The organism is Streptomyces sp. NBC_00083, assembly GCF_026343295.1.
Classification (GTDB): Bacteria; Actinomycetota; Actinomycetes; order Streptomycetales; family Streptomycetaceae; genus Streptomyces.
In genome coordinates, this window is sequence record NZ_JAPELY010000005.1 from 115,624 (window position 1) to 132,435 (window position 16,812).

The window sequence follows — 16,812 nt, forward strand, 5'->3', positions numbered from 1 at the left end:
GCGGAGTCACTCGGAGTCGGCGGCGCCGGGCTCGTCGCCCTCTTCGCCGTCGACGTCCTTCTCCAGGCCGAGCTGCTCCAGGAGCCACTTGTCGAACTCGATCGAGGCGCGCACCCAGCTCACGGTGGAGGACACGAAGTGCTCCAGGGCGACGCCGGTGCCGATCAGCATCTGCGCCTCGCCGATGAGGCGGACGGTGCCGTCGTCGTGGGTGTGCGTGTAGACCTTGGGCCACAGGGTGCGGCGGTTCCAGTCGTCGATCGACTCCAGGATCTGGACCTTGTCGTCGATGCTGTGCGGCCGGTCGTAGAACGTCCGCACCGAGAAGACCTGCTGGTCGTCCTCGCCGCGGAACATGAAGTACGTACGGAAATCCTCCCACGGCGCGGCGAGGTCACCCTCGTCGTCCACGACGTACTTGAGCTCCATCTGGTCCAGGAGCTGCTTCACCAGGTCCTGGTCGGGAACGATGGGGCCGGCCGGCGCGCCGCCGGGCTGCGGGCCGGGCTGAGCCCCGAAATTCGGAATCGAGGACGGGTCGATGGTCATCGTGAATCTTCCTTCGTACGGTTCCGGTCATCCTCCCCCATGCCGGGGCAGGACTGGCAAGCCCCGCCCCCGGGTATCCGCTGCGGGCTGACTCAATCAGTCCCGGGTGGCCGGATGTGCCCGGGGGCGGGCGCGCGGCCTAGTGCGCCGCGGCCCCGATGACGAGCCCGTCCCCGGCCCGGTCCACCCGTACCGTGTCGCCGTCCTTGATCTCGCCCGCCAGGATCTCCTTGGCGAGCCGGTCGCCGATGGCGGTCTGGATCAGACGGCGCAGCGGGCGCGCTCCGTACGCCGGGTCGTTGCCCTCGTCGGCGAGCCACTCCAGGGCGGCCGGGGTGACCTCCAGGGTGAGGCGCCGGTCGGCGAGGCGCTTGGCCAGGCGGTCGATCTGGAGCCCCGCGATGTGGGACAGCTCGTCCTTGGTGAGGGCGGAGAAGACCACCAGGTCGTCGAGGCGGTTGAGGAACTCGGGCTTGAAGGACGCCCGCACCACGTCCAGGACCTGCTGCTTCTTCACCTCGGCGCTGGTCGAGGGCTCCACCAGGTACTGGCTGCCCAGGTTGGAGGTGAGGATGAGGATGGTGTTGCGGAAGTCGACGGTGCGGCCCTGGCCGTCGGTGAGGCGCCCGTCGTCGAGGACCTGGAGCAGGATGTCGAAGACCTCGGGGTGGGCCTTCTCCACCTCGTCCAGGAGCACCACGGAGTACGGGCGGCGGCGGACGGCCTCGGTGAGCTGGCCGCCCTCCTCGTAGCCGACGTAGCCGGGCGGAGCGCCGACCAGACGGGCCACGCTGTGCTTCTCGCTGTACTCCGACATGTCGATGCGGACCATGGCCCGCTCGTCGTCGAAGAGGAAGTCGGCGAGCGCCTTGGCGAGCTCGGTCTTGCCGACGCCGGTGGGGCCGAGGAAGAGGAACGATCCGGTGGGCCGGTCGGGGTCGGCGATGCCGGCCCGGGTGCGGCGCACCGCGTCGGAGACCGCCTCGACGGCCTGGGTCTGCCCGATGAGGCGCCTGCCCAGCTCGCCCTCCATGCGGAGCAGCTTCTGCGTCTCGCCTTCGAGGAGGCGGCCGGCGGGGATGCCGGTCCAGGCGCCGACGACGTCCGCGATGTCGTCGGGTCCGACCTCCTCCTTGACCATGGTGTCCTTGGCGTCCTTGGACTTCTCCTGCTCGGCCTCCTCCTCGGCGGCCTCCTCCAACTCCCGCTCCAGGCCCGGGATTTCGCCGTAGAGGAGCTTGGAGGCGGTGTCGAAGTCGCCGTCGCGCTGGGCGCGTTCGGCCTGGCCGCGCAGGTCGTCGAGCTTCTCCTTCAGCTCACCGACCCGGTTGAGACCCTGCTTCTCCTTCTCCCAGCGGGCGTTGAGGCCGCGCAGCTCCTCCTCCTTGTCGGCGAGGTCCTTGCGGAGCTTGTCGAGGCGCTGGATCGAGCCGGCGTCGGTCTCGTTCTTGAGCGCCAGCTCCTCCATGCGCAGCCGGTCGACGGAGCGCTGGAGCTCGTCGATCTCGACGGGCGAGGAGTCGATCTCCATACGGAGCCGGGACGCGGCCTCGTCGACGAGGTCGATGGCCTTGTCGGGCAGGAAGCGGGAGGTGATGTACCGGTCGGAGAGGGTGGCGGCGGCCACCAGGGCGCCGTCCGCGATCTGCACCTTGTGGTGCGCCTCGTACCGCCCCTTCAGGCCGCGCAGGATCGCGATGGTGTCCTCGACGGACGGCTCGGCGACCAGAACCTGCTGGAAGCGGCGCTCCAGGGCCGGGTCCTTCTCGATCCGCTCGCGGTACTCGTCGAGCGTGGTCGCGCCGACCATCCGCAGCTCGCCGCGGGCCAGCATCGGCTTCAGCATGTTGCCGGCGTCCATGGCCGAATCGCCACCCGCGCCGGCCCCGACGACGGTGTGCAGTTCGTCAATGAACGTGATGATCTGTCCGTCGCTCTCCTTGATCTCGGACAGGACGGTCTTGAGGCGCTCCTCGAATTCACCGCGGTACTTCGCACCCGCGACCATCGCGCCCAGGTCGAGCGAGACCAGCTTCTTGTTCTTCAGCGACTCCGGCACGTCGCCCTTCACGATGCGCTGGGCGAGGCCCTCGACGACGGCGGTCTTGCCGACGCCGGGCTCGCCGATGAGCACCGGGTTGTTCTTGGTGCGCCGCGACAGCACCTGGACGACCCTGCGGATCTCCTGGTCCCGGCCGATGACCGGGTCGAGCTTGCCCTCGCGCGCGGCGGCCGTGAAGTCCGTACCGAACTTCTCCAGCGCCTTGTACTGACCCTCCGGGTCGGGTGTGGTCACCCGGCGCCCTCCCCTGCTCGTCTCGAACGCCTCAAGGAGCTTCTTCGCGCTCGCCCCCTGCTGGGAGAGGATCTCACCGCTCTGTCCGCCCTTGGCGGCGAGGGCGATCAGCAGGTGCTCGGTGGAGAGGTACTCGTCGCCCAGCTCCTTGGCGCGCTGCGCGGCGTCCGCGATGACGGCGAGCAGGTCGCGGTTGGGCTGGGGCGGCGCGACGGTGGAGCCGGCCACGCTGGGCAGCGCCGCGAGGATCCGCTCGGCGCCCGAGCGCACGGCGGCCTGGTCGGCGTCGACCGCGGCCAGCAGGTCGGTGATGTTCTCGTTGTCCTGGGCTTCCAGGAGCGCGACCAGCAGATGCGCCGGGGTCAGATCCGGGTGGCCCCCGGCTACGGCCCGGCTGCTCGCTGCGTTGATCGCGTCCCGGCTCTTGTTGGTCAGCTCGGCGTCCACGTGCGTTCGCTCCTCCTCGTCGTACGTCGGATCGTGGCGGGCACGACGTGCGCCACCCATGACCCTTCCAACGTACACAAAGTTGAGCCCATTCCGCTCAAGGTGAGAAAGACGGGCTCCCGGGGGCTAGGTTCCTTGGCCATGGCCACTGATGTACGCATGCCCGGCGAGGGCTATCTCAGCTTCTGGCGCGAGCGCCACATCTGCACGTTGACCACGCACCGGCCGGACGGCTCGCCGCACGTGGTGCCGGTGGGGGCGACGTACGACCCGGAGGCGGGACTGGCCCGCGTCATCACGAGCGGGAGCAGCCGCAAGGCCGCGAACGTCCTGGCGGAGGCGGCGGCCGATCCCCTCGGCGCACGGGTGGCGCTGTGCCAGCTGGAGGGCAGGCGCTGGGCGACGCTGGAGGGCCGCGCGGTGGTCCGCACGGAGCCGGAGCTGATCGCGGACGCGGAGGCGCGGTACACGGAGCGGTATCAGCGCACCCCGCGGGTGAACCCGGGCCGGGTGTTGATCGAGATCCGGCTGACCAGGGCGATGGGCAACGCCTGAGCGGCCCCGGCGACCGCGTCCGGGCAGCACAGCGGCGCCACCGTGTTCAGGTCCACGATGGCGCCGCTGTGTGGGGGAAGCGCCTGCGCGATGTGTAACGACGGGGGATCGCGTCAGGCACTGCGGGGGGTGGCGGTGGATGAATCGGGTTGAGCTTCCGACTCGAAAAGCTGGTGGTCGCGTTGGTCGAGATTGACGAAGACCATGCCGTACCGGACGACGCAGCGGATGGGCTGCGGCGCCCCGCGCGGACGGCGCAGGCACCGGTAGGCGCGGACGTCCTCGTCGTCCTCACGGGCGATCAGGATCGGCTCACCGAGCAGGGTGACCATCAACGAATCGCCACGGAACGGGACTGCTGTGGCGAGGTCGATGAAGTGCCACCCAGAGCGGTAGGCCGTGGCCATTTCGCGACGGAAGGTGCGGTCGTCGGGCGGGAAGCTCATGCGACAGCACCTGCGGGAGCGTCCTCCCACGTGATGTCACCGGGCGCCGCGCCCTTGGGTGCGACCTCCCAGGTGATGTCGCCGGGCGCCGCCTTGGGCGCGACCTCCCAGGTCGGGTCGCTCGATATCGAGGCGACCTTGGGCGCGATCTCCCAGGTGATGTCCATTGCAGTTGCGACATCCGCCTTCGCGGGGTGGGACTCCCAAGTAATGTCCCCAGGCGCCGAGAGAGCGCAGAGAGCAGCCGCCACAACGGCTGTCGTGCTTAGTGCTCGAACCATCCTGCTCATGGCCGATCTCCACCTCTTTTGATCATTACCTCCCCCCGCGGATACGACGATGGCCCACTCCGACCACTTGCACCAGCGCAGCCAGGCATCATGTTCCTGTAATTCAAAAGGATGAGGGGGGTGCAACTAGGTTGAAAAAGGGGCATGTTGGACACGATCACGGCCCGGTCGATCTGTGCGAGACAGGGACGGCCCTGTACTCGCTCGCCCTGCGTACGGGCGGGATTACCCGCTCAGAAGCCGACGCGGCACCGTGCCTGGTCGACCTCACCCTGCTGCGCCCCGACCCTGACGACGCCGGGCTGCTGCGGCCGGTTCCACCCACCGTGGTGCTCAACCTGCTGACCCAGCCGCTCGAACGCGAGATCCAGGAGCGCAGGAAGCTGTCGGTCGCCCTCGCCAACACCTTCGAGCCATTCATGTCGATCGCGACGCCGCCCCTGACGGGCACCCACGCGATCACGGTCCTCGAAGGCCTGGAACTGATCAACGCGACCCTCGACCGCGTCATCGAGGAGTGCACCGACGAGCTGCTCGTCATCCAGCCCGGCAGCGGACGCAGGCCCGAGAGCTTCGAGGCGGGGCTGCGCCGCGTCGAACCGCTGGTCGCCCGCGGCGTCGAGATGCGTACCCTCTACCAGCACACCGCACGCCACCACTCGGCCACCATCGGCTACGTGGAGCGGATCGCGCCGTACGGCCTCGAAGTGCGCACCCTCGAAGAGATCATCGACCGGCTCATCATCATGGACCGCAAGATCGCCTTCATACCCGCCCGCAGCGACCGCCAGGTCGCCCTCGAACTGCGCCACGAGGGGCTCGTGCAGTACCTGGTGGGCGTCTTCGAGCAGTTCTGGCAGTACGCCGTGCCCTGGGACGACGAGGTCCCCTACCACCTGGAGACGGCCGGCATCACCGGCGTCCAGCGCTCCATCGCCAAGCTCCTGGTCGAGGGCCACGTGGACGAGGCCATCGCCCGCCGCCTGGGGATGAACGTCCGCACCTGCCGCGCCCACATCGCCAAGCTCGCCGCGTCGCTCGGCAGCGGGAGCCGGGCCCAACTCGGCTTCCTGATAGCCCAGTCGGGCATCCTGGAGCAGGACGCCTGAAGCCGTCACCTGGGCGCGCCGACGTGCGCGGGGCCGCACCGGGGGCCGCGCACGAACAGGGCCGCAGCCACGGCGTCCGTCCCGCCGCCTGCCGGCCCCGTGTCCCGTCGAGTTGAGCTGCTCATACCGCCACCACGATGCATCGCGGGCCGCCGCACCACCACCATCATGTTGCTGCACTGCATCAACTGGAGCCGGATTAAAGCCCGACATGCCCGACTCGCGCGTACCACTTCGATCGCTTCGGCTCAGCGGGGATGCGCATCGAGCCCCGACTGGGCTATGCGTACGCCCAGTTGTGTGCGGCTGCTCGACCCCAGCGCCTCCGCGAGCCGGCTGATGTGGTGGCGGCAGGTCCGCACGCTGATGCCGAGGCGCTGCGCTATCACCGCGTCCTGGTGGCCCTCCGCGAGGAGCGCCGCGATGACCCGCTCGCGGTGGGTGACGCCCGCGATGTCGGTGGCCACGGGCACCGCGTCGGCGAGCGGCACCGCGAGCCGCCACAGCCGCTCGAAGACGGTGGCCAGGTACTCCACCAGCGCCGGATGGCGCAGCTCCAGGGCGCTGGAGTCGTCCGCGGCGGCCGGGATGATCGCCACCGTACGGTCGAAGAGCAGCAGGCGCTCGGTGACCTCGTCCAGGGTGCGCACCTCCACGGCCCGCCCCTCCAACTGGTGCAGGTAGTCCGCGAGTCCGGTGCCGTAGCGCGCGACGTGCGTGTACATGGTGCGGATGCGCACCCCGCGGTCCAGCATGTCGACGGCCCGGGGCAGCGCCTGCGACAGGATGTGCTCGGGCCGGATGCCGCGGGGCTGGATGGTGAGCGACTCGGTGGTGCAGGCCGCTATCGCGTCGTCGATGGCCGCGTTGATGCGGGGGATGCCGTCGAGGACGCGGATGGCCTCGCCGCCGGCCGGCACCGGGGCGCCGAGCGCGGCGAACCGCTCGAAGGCGGCCGCCGCCGAGCCCGTGCGGGCCTGGCTCGCCGCGATGTCCTCGTGGATGCCGCGCAGCAGCCGCGCCATCACCACCTGCGGGGAGGTCGGAAGCAGCCACGCCGGGTCGGCCGGATCGGGGTGGAGCAGCCCCAGGTCGATCAGGCAGGGGGCGTCGGTCGCCTCCGCGCGCGCGATGCGTCCGGCGCGCAGCGCGTCCGCGTACGCCCGTTCCCCGGCCGCGCACAGCCGGTCCGCGCCATGCGGATGCGCCTCCTGCCCAGACATGCTCCGTCCCGCCTCCCTGCGTTCGAGCCCGACGACCCTATCCCCATCGGGGTGCCGGTTCACGTCGGCACGGCACGCGAGAGGCCCGCCGCCCCGGAACGGGACGACGGGCCTGGGAAACGCCGCGGGGAGCCGGACCCCGAACCGGGTTACTCCGACGCCCTCTTGGGCCGCCACACGACCAGCGCGCCGGCCTGCTGCACGTCCTGGTACGGGACCAGGTCCCGCCGGTAGGAGGCGTGCACCTGGGCCTCGCGCTGCTGCATCGCGACGGCCGCGCCCTCGACGACGCCGGCCAGCTCGGCGACCCGGGCCTGGAGCGCCGCGACCTGGTTCTCCAGCTCGATGATGCGCTTGATGCCGGCCAGGTTGATGCCCTCGGTCTGCGACAACTCCTGCACCGTACGCAGCAGTTCGATGTCGCGGGCCGAGTAGCGCCGGCCGCGCCCGGCCGTGCGGTCGGGCGAGACCAGGCCGAGGCGGTCGTACTGGCGCAGGGTCTGCGGGTGCAGACCGGAGAGCTGGGCCGCCACCGAGATGACGTACACCGGCGTCTCGTCGTTCAACTCGTAGGCCCGGCCGCCCAAGGGGGGCTGCCGGCGCTGGCGGGGGTCCATCTCATGCTCCCTTCACGGCCTGGAACAGGTCGGCCCGCGGGTCCTGGCCCGCGGTGGCGTCGCGGAAGGTCTCCAAGGCCTCGCGGGCCTTGTCGTCCAGCTCCTTCGGCACCATCACCTCGACCGTGACGAGCAGGTCGCCCCGGGTGCCGTCCTTGCGGACCGCGCCCTTTCCGCGGGCCCGCATCGTACGGCCGTTGGGGGTGCCCGCGGGCAGTTTCAGGGTGACCGGAGGGCCGCTGAGCGTGGGCACCTTGACCTCGGCGCCCAGAGCCGCCTCCGTGAAGGTGACCGGCACCGTGACCGTGAGGTTGTCGTCCTTGCGGCCGAACACCGGGTGGGCGTCGACGTGCACCACGACGTACAGGTCGCCCGCGGGGCCGCCGCGTTCACCCGGCGCGCCCTTGCCGCGCAGGCGGATGCGCTGGTTGTTGCTGACGCCGGCCGGAATGCGGACCTGCATGGTGCGCGAGGAGCGCGCCCGGCCGCTGCCCTTGCAGACGTCGCACGGGTTCTCGGCGATCAGGCCGCGGCCCTTGCAGTCGACGCACGGGTCGGTCAGCGAGAAACCGCCGCCGGAGCCGCGCGACACCTGGCCGGTGCCGACGCAGGTCGGGCACACGCGGGGCGTGCCGTTCTTGTCGCCGGTGCCCGAACAGGCCTTGCAGGGAGCCTGGCTGGAGAGCCGGATCGGCACGGTGGCGCCGTCGACCGCCTCGGTGAAGCTGAGCGTCACCTCGGACTCCAGGTCCTGGCCCCGGCGCGGCTGGGTGCGCTGACCCGTGCCCGCGCCGCCCCGGTTGAACAGCCCGCCGAACACGTCGCCGAGCCCGCCGCCGAAGCCGCCGGCCCCGGCGCCCTGGCCGCCGGGCTGCTGCCCGCCGAACAGGTCGCCCAGGTCGAAGTTGAAGCTGCCGCCGCCCGCGCCCGGCCCGGCCCGGAAGCCTCCGTTGCCGAACAGGGCGCGCGCCTCGTCGTACTCCTTGCGCTTCTTGGGGTCGCCGAGGATGTCGTTGGCCTCGGAGATCTCCTTGAAGCGCTCCTCCGCCTTGGTGTCGCCCTTGTTGGCGTCGGGGTGGTTCTCGCGCGCGAGCTTGCGGTACGCCTTCTTGATCTCCGCGTCCGTGGCGTCCTTGGGGACGCCGAGAACCTTGTAGTAGTCCTTCTCGACGAAGTCCTTCGTGTTCATCGACGTCCCTCCTTCCGGACGATCACTTCTTCAATGACCGCTGCGTCAGCCCTTGTCGGGGCCACCGCTCTCCTCGTCGCTCGACTGGTCTTCCTTGGCGGCCGCACCCGGCTGGGGCTCGGCCACCGCGACCCGCGCGGGGCGGATCGTACGCTCGCCGATCCGGTACCCGGGCTGCAGGATCGCCACGCAGGTCGTCTCGGTGACGTCCGGCGCGTAGCTGTGCATCAGGGCCTCGTGGACCATCGGGTCGAAGGGCTCGCCCTCCTTGCCGAACTGCTGCAGGCCCATCTTCGCGGCGACCGTCTCCAGGGACTCGGCCACCGACTTGAAGCCACCGGTCAGCTCGCCGTGTTCACGGGCCCGGCCGATGTCGTCGAGCGTGGGCAGCAGCTCGGTCAGGAGGCCGGCAACGGCGATCTCCTTGACCGTGACGCGGTCCCGCTCCACCCGGCGGCGGTAGTTCTGATACTCGGCCTGGAGGCGCTGGAGGTCCGTGGTGCGCTCGGTGAGCGCCGTCTGGGCCTGGTCCAGCTGGGCCTGCAGAGCGATGTCCTTGGCTGCGTCCCCGGCCGGGGCCGCCTTCTCCTCGTCGGAGGAGTCGGCGGCCTTCGGCTCGGCGTCTTCCTGAGCGCCGGAGGGGACGTCGGGCTTCTCCTCGAAGTCCGGGGTCTCCTCCGTCATCAGGCGGCGCCACCCTTCGGCTTCTCGTCGTCGACGATCTCGGCGTCGACCACGTCGTCGTCACCGGCCGGGTGCGCCTGCTCGGCACCCTCACCGGCGCCGGCGGCGCCCTGAGCGGCCTGGGCGTCGGCGTACATGGCCTGGCCCAGCTTCTGCGAGACGGCGGCGACCTTCTCGGTGGCGGTGCGGATCTCCGCGGAGTCCTCGCCCTTGAGCTTCTCCTTCAGCTCGGCGACGGCCGCCTCGACCTCGGTCTTGACCTCGCCCGGGACCTTGTCCTCGTTGTCCTTGAGGAACTTCTCGGTCTGGTAGACGAGCTGCTCGCCCTGGTTGCGGCTCTCGGCGGCCTCGCGGCGGCGGTGGTCCTCCTCCGCGTACTGCTCGGCCTCCTCACGCATGCGGTTGACCTCGTCCTTCGGCAGCGAGGAGCCGCCGGTGACGGTCATCTTCTGCTCCTTGCCCGTGCCCAGGTCCTTCGCGGTCACGTGCATGATGCCGTTGGCGTCGATGTCGAAGGCGACCTCGATCTGCGGGACACCGCGCGGGGCCGGCGGCAGACCGGTCAGCTCGAACATCCCGAGCTTCTTGTTGTACGCCGCGATCTCGCGCTCGCCCTGGTAGACCTGGATCTGGACGGACGGCTGGTTGTCCTCGGCCGTCGTGAAGATCTCGGACCGCTTGGTCGGGATCGTGGTGTTGCGCTCGATGAGCTTGGTCATGATCCCTCCCTTGGTCTCGATGCCGAGGGAGAGCGGGGTGACGTCGAGGAGCAGGACGTCCTTGACCTCGCCCTTGAGGACACCGGCCTGGAGGGCGGCGCCGATGGCGACGACCTCGTCCGGGTTGACGCCCTTGTTGGCCTCGTTGCCGCCGGTCAGCTCCTTGACGAGCTCGGCGACGGCCGGCATACGGGTGGAACCGCCGACGAGAACGACGTGGTCGATCTCGGAGAGGTTGATGCCCGCGTCCTTGATGACATTGTGGAACGGCGTCTTGCAGCGCTCCAGGAGGTCGGACGTGAGCTGCTGGAACTGGGCGCGCGTGAGCTTCTCGTCCAGGTGCAGCGGGCCCTCGGCGGAGGCCGTGATGTAGGGCAGGTTGATCGAGGTCTCGGTGGACGAGGACAGCTCGATCTTGGCCTTCTCGGCGGCCTCGCGGAGGCGCTGGAGGGCCATCTTGTCCTTGGACAGGTCCACGCCGTGGCCGGACTGGAACTGCTTCACCAGGTAGTCGACGACGCGCTGGTCCCAGTCGTCACCACCGAGGTGGTTGTCACCGTTGGTGGCCTTCACCTCGACGACGCCGTCGCCGATCTCCAGGAGGGACACGTCGAAGGTGCCGCCACCGAGGTCGAAGACGAGGATCGTCTGGTCGTCCTTGTCGAGGCCGTACGCCAGGGCGGCGGCCGTCGGCTCGTTGACGATGCGCAGGACGTTGAGGCCCGCGATCTCGCCGGCCTCCTTGGTGGCCTGGCGCTCGGAGTCGTTGAAGTACGCCGGCACGGTGATGACCGCGTCGGTGACCTTCTCGCCGAGGTAGGCCTCCGCGTCGCGCTTGAGCTTCTGCAGGATGAAGGCGCTCATCTGCTGCGGGTTGAAGCTCTTGCCGTCGAGCTCGATCTTCCAGTCGGTGCCCATGTGGCGCTTGACCGACCGGATGGTCCTGTCGACGTTGGTGACCGCCTGGCGCTTGGCGACCTCGCCGACCAGAACCTCGCCGTTCTTCGCGAAGGCGACGACGGACGGCGTGGTCCTGGCGCCCTCTGCGTTGGTGATGACGGTGGGCTCGCCGCCTTCAAGAACGCTGACGACGGAGTTCGTCGTGCCCAGGTCGATGCCGACCGCACGTGCCATTTCAATTCCTCCAGATGACTGACTTGAGTGGAACTGGCTCAAGGATGCATGACGGCTCGCATCGCGTCAACAGAGCTGAGTCTGGCACGCTCAAGTTTTATCCTGCGCTTATCCGCAATCGAGGACATCGCCACAGGTCAGAGGGGTTTCGAAGGCTCCCGGCGAGGTCGCGAAACCTGCCCATGCAACGCCTCAGAAGGCGTCTTCCGACGCTCTCACACCACCGCCGGGACCTGCGCGGGCACCTGCTCCCCCGGGGCCGGCGCGTCCTCGCGCAGCAGCACCAGGCCGCACTGGAGCAGTCGTCCGTCGCGCGGGTCGGTGAGGCCCGGCGCCAGCGACATGAGGGTCAGGCCGAACCGCTCACGGGCGAGCGCCAGCAGGTCGTCGAAGAGCCGGCCGCCCTCGAAGAGCGGCACCAGCGGCGCCCCGATCCGCACCCCGCAGATCTCGTCCGCGAACTCCCCCGCCCCGTCCAGGACTTGGGCCTCGTACCCCTGCACGTCCAGCGCGAGGAAGATCCGCTCGCCCGGCGCGGTGACCTGCTTCCACACCTCGTCCAGGCGCCGGGTCTCCACGATGACGTCGCCCGTGTACGCGGCCCGCGGGGCCGCCGCGCGGTGGCGGGGCAGCATCGGCAGGAAGGAACTGGCGGGGCCCGAGTCGCCGGAGATGTTGAGGGTGGCGGTCCCGGTGCGGTCGCCCAGCGCGTACGGCAGGACGCTCCAGCCGTCGTCGGGCCCGGCGCGGTGGCGCAGCTCGGCGCGGGGCTCGCGCAGCGGCTCGAAGGAGACGATGCGGCCCCGGTAGCCGGCCTCGCGCAGCAGCGCGCCGAAGTCGCCCCGGTGCGCGCCCACGTCGAGGACGAGGTCGATCTCGTACCGGCGCAGCAGCCGCACCAGGTCGTGCCCGGCGGGGCGGTGGCGGACCACGTCGATGCCGAGGCGGCGCACCGTGCGGTGCAGGCGGCGCGGAAGGGTCGTCATCACGTCTGTACTGCTCCCTGGTGGAGTCCCTGGTGGGAGGGGTCCGTCGTCGGTGGCGAGAGGGCCGGGCAGAGGGGAGAGGGGTTCATCCCCGGCCGCCCGCGAGGTCGACCGAGGCGGTCGGGTCGGCCGGGGTCCGGGCGCGCGGGGGGCGCCGGCGCGACGCGGGCCCGTACACCGGCACCCGCAGGAGCAGCACGATCGCCGCGGGCACCAGGAGCGCCGGCGCGAGGACCGCGAGCGGGACGACGCGCCCGTCGTGGATCTGGAGCGCGAAGAGGGTGCAGAAGAGGGAGGCGACGCCGAGCACGACGGCCGAGCCCTGGGTGGTGAGGCCGAGCTTGCGGAGCCGGTGCGCGATGTGGTCGCCGCCGCCGCGCAGCAGCGGGCGGCCCGCGCGGTGGCGGGAGATCAGGACGAGCAGGGTGTCGGTGAGCACGACGGCGGTGAGCGCGAAGAGTTCGGCGGTGGTCTGCCCGCCGGGCGCCCCGGTGTGCACGGCGACCGCGGACGAGGCGAGCAGGAACCCGGTGAACAGGGCTCCGCAGTCGCCGAGATGGATGCGGGCCGGATGCCAGTTGTGCAGCAGGAAGCCGGTGAGGGCGGCGGCGAGCACGCTCAGGAGGAGCCCGTGCCCCGGGTGCCCCTCGGCGATCGCGCACACCGCGAGGCCGAGCGCGGTGACGGCGGCGACCGCGCCCATCGCCCCGTCGGAGGTGTCCAGGAGCTGGAAGGCGTTGGTGACGAAGACGATCCACAGCACGGCGAGCGCGCCGGCGCCCGGCGGGAGCCCGGCGAGGGTGACCACGGCGGTCGCGGCCGCGGCCTGTGCCACGAGCCTGACCCGGACGCCGAGCGGGCGCAGGTCGCCGACGAGGCCGAGCAGGGCGACCGCGCCGGCCGCGGCGAGCAGGGGCGCCACGCCGTCGCCCAGCTCCGCGATGCCGAGCACCGGTCCCGAGCAGGCCACCCCGAGCGTGGCGAGCGCGACCGCGATGCCGCCGAGGTGCGGCACGGTGTCGGCGCCCTTGCGGCCGAACCTCAGCATCAGATGGCGGACCAGGGCCGCGAGCAGTGCGGTCAGTACGAGGGCCGCCGTGGCGGCCGCGAGCCCGTGCAGCATGTCGGCCCGTCCCCTCAGCCGCGGTGCTGCGCGGCCGGCGACGCGGCGGGCGCTCGGAGTTCCGGCAGCACGACGGGCGCCTCGCTGCGGGCCCGCGCGATCGCCGCGTCCAGGATGTCGTCGAGGCCGCGGGCCTGCCGCCAGCCGGTGAGCGCGCGGAGCGGCGCGGTGTCCAGCGGCCGGACCGCCGGCCGGGACCGGCTGTCGTGCGGTACGCGATCGACGACGTACGGGAGATGGCTGATGACGGAGGCGCCGCCGCTGCGCGCCAGGACGCGTTCGGCCAGGGCCATGACGGTCGTCTCCTCGGTGCCCGCGATGTCGAACTCGCCGCCCGCGGCGCCCGGGTGGGCGAGCAGCGCGAGCAGCGCGTCGACCGCGTCGGCGACGTCGAGGAAGCGGCAGGCGCGGGTGCCGTCGCCGTGCACGGCGAGCGGTTCGCCCGCCACCGCCCGGCGCACGAGCCGGGTCAGGAGGGTGGCGTGCACGGGCGACTGGCGCGGCCCGACCGTGTCGCCGTGCCGTACGACGACGGCGCCCGCGGCGGCCTCGCCCCGCCCGTCGGCCGCCGTGATCAGGAGCGGGCGGCCGTGCCGCAGGGCCGCCGCGCCGACGGCGCCCGTCACCGGCGCCAGGTGGACCACGGCGTCGCAGCGCGAGGTGAGTTCGTCGACGAGGCGCTCGTCGAGGACCGAGCCCCGTACGAAGCGGAGCCGGGGGTGGGACCAGGCGGGCGCGAGGTTGGCGCGGGCGCCGGTGGAGAGGTCGTCGAGGACGGCCACGGTGTGGCCCTGGCCGAGCAGCGCATCGGCGAGGTGCGAGCCGATGAATCCGGCACCACCGGTGACGAGGTACGTGGCGGGAGCTGGCATGGGGACGCCCATTCGGTTCGATCGTCGTGGCCGACAACAAGTTAGTTTGTTATGTCCCCATATGTGGTGAATAACACGATGGATATCCGGCAGCGACCAAGGGCACGCTGAGCGACACAGATCACCGCCTGCGCGGCTACAGTGCGGCGTCAGAAGTGGGTACGCTCAGGTGGACTGGGTAAGTTACTGCTTAGTAATCCCGGTAGTCCCGTACGAGCCCGTCCCCCGAAACCCACCTCGCAGGCCCGAGGAGCCCCCTCATGCAACTCGCCGCGATCATCGTGTCGCTGGTCCTAATCGCGGTCGGCGTAGCGCTGTTCGGCCGTGCCGTCGTGCAGATCTACCGCTTCGTGCGGCTCGGCCAGAACGTCCCGGCCGGCACCCGCACGAACGATCCCACGCAGCGCACGATCACCGTGGTCAAGGAGTTCCTCGGCCATACGCGCATGAACAAGTGGGGCATCGTCGGCTTCGCGCACTGGTTCGTGGCCGTGGGCTTCTTCTCGCTGCTCCTGACGATCGTCAACGCCATCGGCCAGCTCTTCAAGGCCGACTGGATCCTGCCGGTCATCGGCGACTGGCCGCCGTACAACATGTTCGTCGAGTTCCTCGGCACCATGACGACGCTCGGCATCCTCACCCTGATCGTCATCCGGCAGCTGAACCGGCCGGGCCGTCCGGGCCGCAAGTCCCGGTTCGCGGGCTCCAACACCGGCCAGGCGTACTTCGTCGAGGCCGTCATCCTCATCGTCGGCATCTGCATCTTCACGCTGCACGCCCTCGAAGGAGCCCAGCACCACGTCGACGGCTACGAGGCCTCGTTCTTCGTCTCGTACCCGGTCGTCGCCTGGTTCCGCGGCATGGACCTCTCCACGCTCCAGAACCTCACCTACTTCTTCGCCGGCCTGAAGATCGCGACGTCCTTCATCTGGATGATCACCGTCGCGCTCAAGACCGACATGGGCGTGGCCTGGCACCGCTTCCTGGCCTTCCCCAACATCTTCTTCAAGCGCGAGTCCGAGGGCGGCGTCGCGCTCGGCGCGCTCCAGCCGATGGCCTCGGGCGGCGAGCTCGTCGACTTCGAGGACCCGGGCGAGGACGACGTCTACGGCGTCTCCCAGATCGAGCACTTCTCCTGGAAGGGCATCCTCGACTTCTCCACCTGCACCGAGTGCGGCCGCTGCCAGTCGCAGTGCCCCGCCTGGAACACGGGCAAGCCGCTCTCGCCCAAGCTCCTGATCATGTCCCTGCGCGACCACGCGCACGCCAAGGCCCCGTACCTGCTGGCCGGCGGCGGCAAGGACATGGAAGGGAACGAGAAGGCGACCGAGGAGCAGCTGGCGAACGTCCCCGCTGCCGCCCTCGCCGAGGCCGAGCGCCCGCTGATCGGCACCGCCGAGGAGAACGGCGTCATCGACCCGGACGTCCTGTGGTCCTGCACCACCTGCGGCGCCTGTGTCGAGCAGTGCCCGGTCGACATCGAGCACATCGACCACATCGTCGACATGCGCCGCTACCAGGTGATGATCGAGTCCGCGTTCCCGTCCGAGGCGGGCACGATGCTCAAGAACCTGGAGAAGAAGGGCAACCCCTGGGGGCTCGCCAAGAAGCAGCGCGTGGAGTGGACCAAGGAGGTCGACTTCGAGGTCCCGATCGTCGGCAAGGACATCGAAGACCTCACCGAGGTCGACTACCTGTACTGGGTCGGCTGCGCGGGCGCCCTGGAGGACCGGGCGAAGAAGACCACCAAGGCCTTCGCGGAGCTCCTGCACATGGCGGGCGTCTCGTTCGCCATCATGGGCGGCGACGAGAAGTGCACCGGTGACTCGGCCCGCCGCCTCGGCAACGAGCCGCTGTTCCAGCAGCTGGGCCAGGAGAACGTGGCCATGCTGAACATGGCGTACGGCGAGGACGACGACGACCCCGAGACGAAGAAGCCGAAGTCCGCGAAGAAGATCGTCGCGACCTGCCCGCACTGCTTCAACACGATCGCGAACGAATACCCGCAGCTGGGCGGCGAGTTCGAGGTCATCCACCACACGCAGCTGCTCCAGCACCTCATCGACGAGGGCAAGCTGGTGCCGGTCACCCCGGTGGACGGCCTGATCACCTACCACGACCCGTGCTACCTGGGCCGCCACAACAAGGTCTACACGCCCCCGCGCGAGATCATGTCGGCCGTCCCGGGCCTGCGCCAGCAGGAGATGCACCGCCACAAGGAGCGCGGCTTCTGCTGCGGCGCCGGTGGTGCGCGGATGTGGATGGAGGAGCGGATCGGCAAGCGCATCAACAACGAGCGCGTGGACGAGGCCCTCTCCCTCAACCCGGACATCGTCTCCACCGCCTGCCCGTTCTGCCTGGTCATGCTGACGGACTCCGTCAACGGGAAGAAGAACGACGGCAAGGCCAAGGAGACGCTCCAGGTCGTCGACGTGGCCCAGCTGCTCCTCGACTCGGTGAAGACCCCGGTCGACCCGGCCGGCACCGCGGCGGCCGAGAGCGAGCCGGAGCCCAAGCCGGTGAAGTAACCCGCGTACGTACGCACATGGGAGCGGCCGGTTCTGCCCGAGGGC

The 16,812-nt window shown here is 70.5% G+C and carries 15 protein-coding genes; 3 read left to right on the forward strand and 12 right to left on the reverse strand.

Translation table 11 applies throughout. From position 1 onward, the window contains the following. Positions 1-6: 6 nt before the first annotated feature. The gene (locus tag OOJ98_RS33175; RefSeq protein WP_267058843.1) at positions 7-549 is read right to left on the reverse strand and encodes a YbjN domain-containing protein; all 543 of its coding nucleotides are present in this window, start codon (positions 547-549) and stop codon (positions 7-9) included. A gap of 139 nt (positions 550-688) precedes the next feature. Then, positions 689-3,292, reverse strand: coding sequence for an ATP-dependent chaperone ClpB (clpB, locus tag OOJ98_RS33180; protein ID WP_267059088.1), 2,604 nt, complete (start codon positions 3,290-3,292; stop codon positions 689-691). Between the two features lie 141 nt (positions 3,293-3,433). Here clpB and OOJ98_RS33185 point away from each other — a divergent pair, with 141 nt between their 5' ends. Then, the gene (locus OOJ98_RS33185; protein WP_267058844.1) at positions 3,434-3,847 is read left to right on the forward strand and encodes a pyridoxamine 5'-phosphate oxidase family protein; all 414 of its coding nucleotides are present in this window, start codon (positions 3,434-3,436) and stop codon (positions 3,845-3,847) included. Positions 3,848-3,960: 113 nt separating this feature from the next. On the opposite strand, the gene OOJ98_RS33190 is transcribed toward OOJ98_RS33185, so the two are convergent. Beyond that, a complete protein-coding gene (locus tag OOJ98_RS33190; RefSeq protein ID WP_053726447.1) occupies positions 3,961-4,293 on the reverse strand; it encodes a (2Fe-2S)-binding protein in 333 nt (110 codons plus the stop codon). Continuing rightward, positions 4,290-4,460, reverse strand: coding sequence for a hypothetical protein (locus OOJ98_RS33195; protein WP_267058845.1), 171 nt, complete (start codon positions 4,458-4,460; stop codon positions 4,290-4,292). The genes OOJ98_RS33190 and OOJ98_RS33195 overlap by 4 nt, the downstream gene beginning before the upstream one ends. A 254-nt stretch (positions 4,461-4,714) precedes the next feature. On the opposite strand from OOJ98_RS33195, the gene OOJ98_RS33200 reads away from it, so the two are divergent. Then, positions 4,715-5,692 carry a helix-turn-helix transcriptional regulator gene (locus tag OOJ98_RS33200; RefSeq protein WP_267058846.1) on the forward strand — a complete coding sequence of 326 codons (978 nt, stop codon included), beginning with the start codon at positions 4,715-4,717 and terminating at the stop codon, positions 5,690-5,692. Between the two features lie 248 nt (positions 5,693-5,940). On the opposite strand, the gene OOJ98_RS33205 is transcribed toward OOJ98_RS33200, so the two are convergent. From OOJ98_RS33205 to OOJ98_RS33240, 8 genes are all read right to left on the reverse strand, one after another. Then, the gene (locus OOJ98_RS33205; protein WP_267058847.1) at positions 5,941-6,915 is read right to left on the reverse strand and encodes a helix-turn-helix transcriptional regulator; all 975 of its coding nucleotides are present in this window, start codon (positions 6,913-6,915) and stop codon (positions 5,941-5,943) included. 149 nt (positions 6,916-7,064) lie between these two features. Then, positions 7,065-7,532: a helix-turn-helix domain-containing protein gene (locus tag OOJ98_RS33210; protein WP_267058848.1), complete on the reverse strand. Its 468-nt coding sequence runs from the start codon at positions 7,530-7,532 to the stop codon at positions 7,065-7,067. A 1-nt stretch (position 7,533) separates the two neighbouring features. Beyond that, the gene (dnaJ, locus tag OOJ98_RS33215) at positions 7,534-8,721 is read right to left on the reverse strand and encodes a molecular chaperone DnaJ (protein ID WP_267058849.1); all 1,188 of its coding nucleotides are present in this window, start codon (positions 8,719-8,721) and stop codon (positions 7,534-7,536) included. A gap of 45 nt (positions 8,722-8,766) precedes the next feature. After that, on the reverse strand, positions 8,767-9,405 hold the full coding sequence (grpE, locus tag OOJ98_RS33220; RefSeq protein ID WP_267058850.1) for a nucleotide exchange factor GrpE: 639 nt from the start codon (positions 9,403-9,405) through the stop codon (positions 8,767-8,769). After that, complete coding sequence (gene dnaK, locus OOJ98_RS33225; protein ID WP_267058851.1) at positions 9,405-11,258, reverse strand: molecular chaperone DnaK; 1,854 nt, start codon at positions 11,256-11,258, stop codon at positions 9,405-9,407. The genes grpE and dnaK overlap by 1 nt, the downstream gene beginning before the upstream one ends. A 215-nt stretch (positions 11,259-11,473) precedes the next feature. Then, positions 11,474-12,244: an FkbM family methyltransferase gene (locus tag OOJ98_RS33230; protein WP_267059090.1), complete on the reverse strand. Its 771-nt coding sequence runs from the start codon at positions 12,242-12,244 to the stop codon at positions 11,474-11,476. Between the two features lie 85 nt (positions 12,245-12,329). Continuing rightward, a complete protein-coding gene (locus OOJ98_RS33235) occupies positions 12,330-13,367 on the reverse strand; it encodes an MraY family glycosyltransferase (protein WP_267058852.1) in 1,038 nt (345 codons plus the stop codon). 14 nt (positions 13,368-13,381) lie between these two features. Beyond that, the gene (locus tag OOJ98_RS33240; protein WP_267058853.1) at positions 13,382-14,239 is read right to left on the reverse strand and encodes an NAD-dependent epimerase/dehydratase family protein; all 858 of its coding nucleotides are present in this window, start codon (positions 14,237-14,239) and stop codon (positions 13,382-13,384) included. Between the two features lie 260 nt (positions 14,240-14,499). On the opposite strand from OOJ98_RS33240, the gene OOJ98_RS33245 reads away from it, so the two are divergent. Next, the gene (locus OOJ98_RS33245; protein WP_267058854.1) at positions 14,500-16,767 is read left to right on the forward strand and encodes a (Fe-S)-binding protein; all 2,268 of its coding nucleotides are present in this window, start codon (positions 14,500-14,502) and stop codon (positions 16,765-16,767) included. Positions 16,768-16,812 lie beyond the last annotated feature (45 nt).

Bases quoted from the DNA above. Each gene is read 5' to 3' on its own strand.
- OOJ98_RS33175 (WP_267058843.1), bottom strand. From the start codon at position 549: ATGACCATCGACCCGTCCTCGATTCCGAATTTCGGGGCTCAGCCCGGC.
- OOJ98_RS33185 (WP_267058844.1), top strand. From the start codon at position 3,434: ATGGCCACTGATGTACGCATGCCCGGCGAGGGCTATCTCAGCTTCTGG.
- OOJ98_RS33190 (WP_053726447.1), bottom strand. From the start codon at position 4,293: ATGAGCTTCCCGCCCGACGACCGCACCTTCCGTCGCGAAATGGCCACG.
- OOJ98_RS33195 (WP_267058845.1), bottom strand. From the start codon at position 4,460: ATGGACATCACCTGGGAGATCGCGCCCAAGGTCGCCTCGATATCGAGC.
- OOJ98_RS33205 (WP_267058847.1), bottom strand. From the start codon at position 6,915: ATGTCTGGGCAGGAGGCGCATCCGCATGGCGCGGACCGGCTGTGCGCG.
- OOJ98_RS33210 (WP_267058848.1), bottom strand. From the start codon at position 7,532: ATGGACCCCCGCCAGCGCCGGCAGCCCCCCTTGGGCGGCCGGGCCTAC.
- dnaJ (WP_267058849.1), bottom strand. From the start codon at position 8,721: ATGAACACGAAGGACTTCGTCGAGAAGGACTACTACAAGGTTCTCGGC.
- grpE (WP_267058850.1), bottom strand. From the start codon at position 9,405: ATGACGGAGGAGACCCCGGACTTCGAGGAGAAGCCCGACGTCCCCTCC.
- dnaK (WP_267058851.1), bottom strand. From the start codon at position 11,258: ATGGCACGTGCGGTCGGCATCGACCTGGGCACGACGAACTCCGTCGTC.
- OOJ98_RS33230 (WP_267059090.1), bottom strand. From the start codon at position 12,244: ATGACGACCCTTCCGCGCCGCCTGCACCGCACGGTGCGCCGCCTCGGC.
- OOJ98_RS33235 (WP_267058852.1), bottom strand. From the start codon at position 13,367: ATGCTGCACGGGCTCGCGGCCGCCACGGCGGCCCTCGTACTGACCGCA.
- OOJ98_RS33240 (WP_267058853.1), bottom strand. From the start codon at position 14,239: ATGCCAGCTCCCGCCACGTACCTCGTCACCGGTGGTGCCGGATTCATC.
- OOJ98_RS33245 (WP_267058854.1), top strand. From the start codon at position 14,500: ATGCAACTCGCCGCGATCATCGTGTCGCTGGTCCTAATCGCGGTCGGC.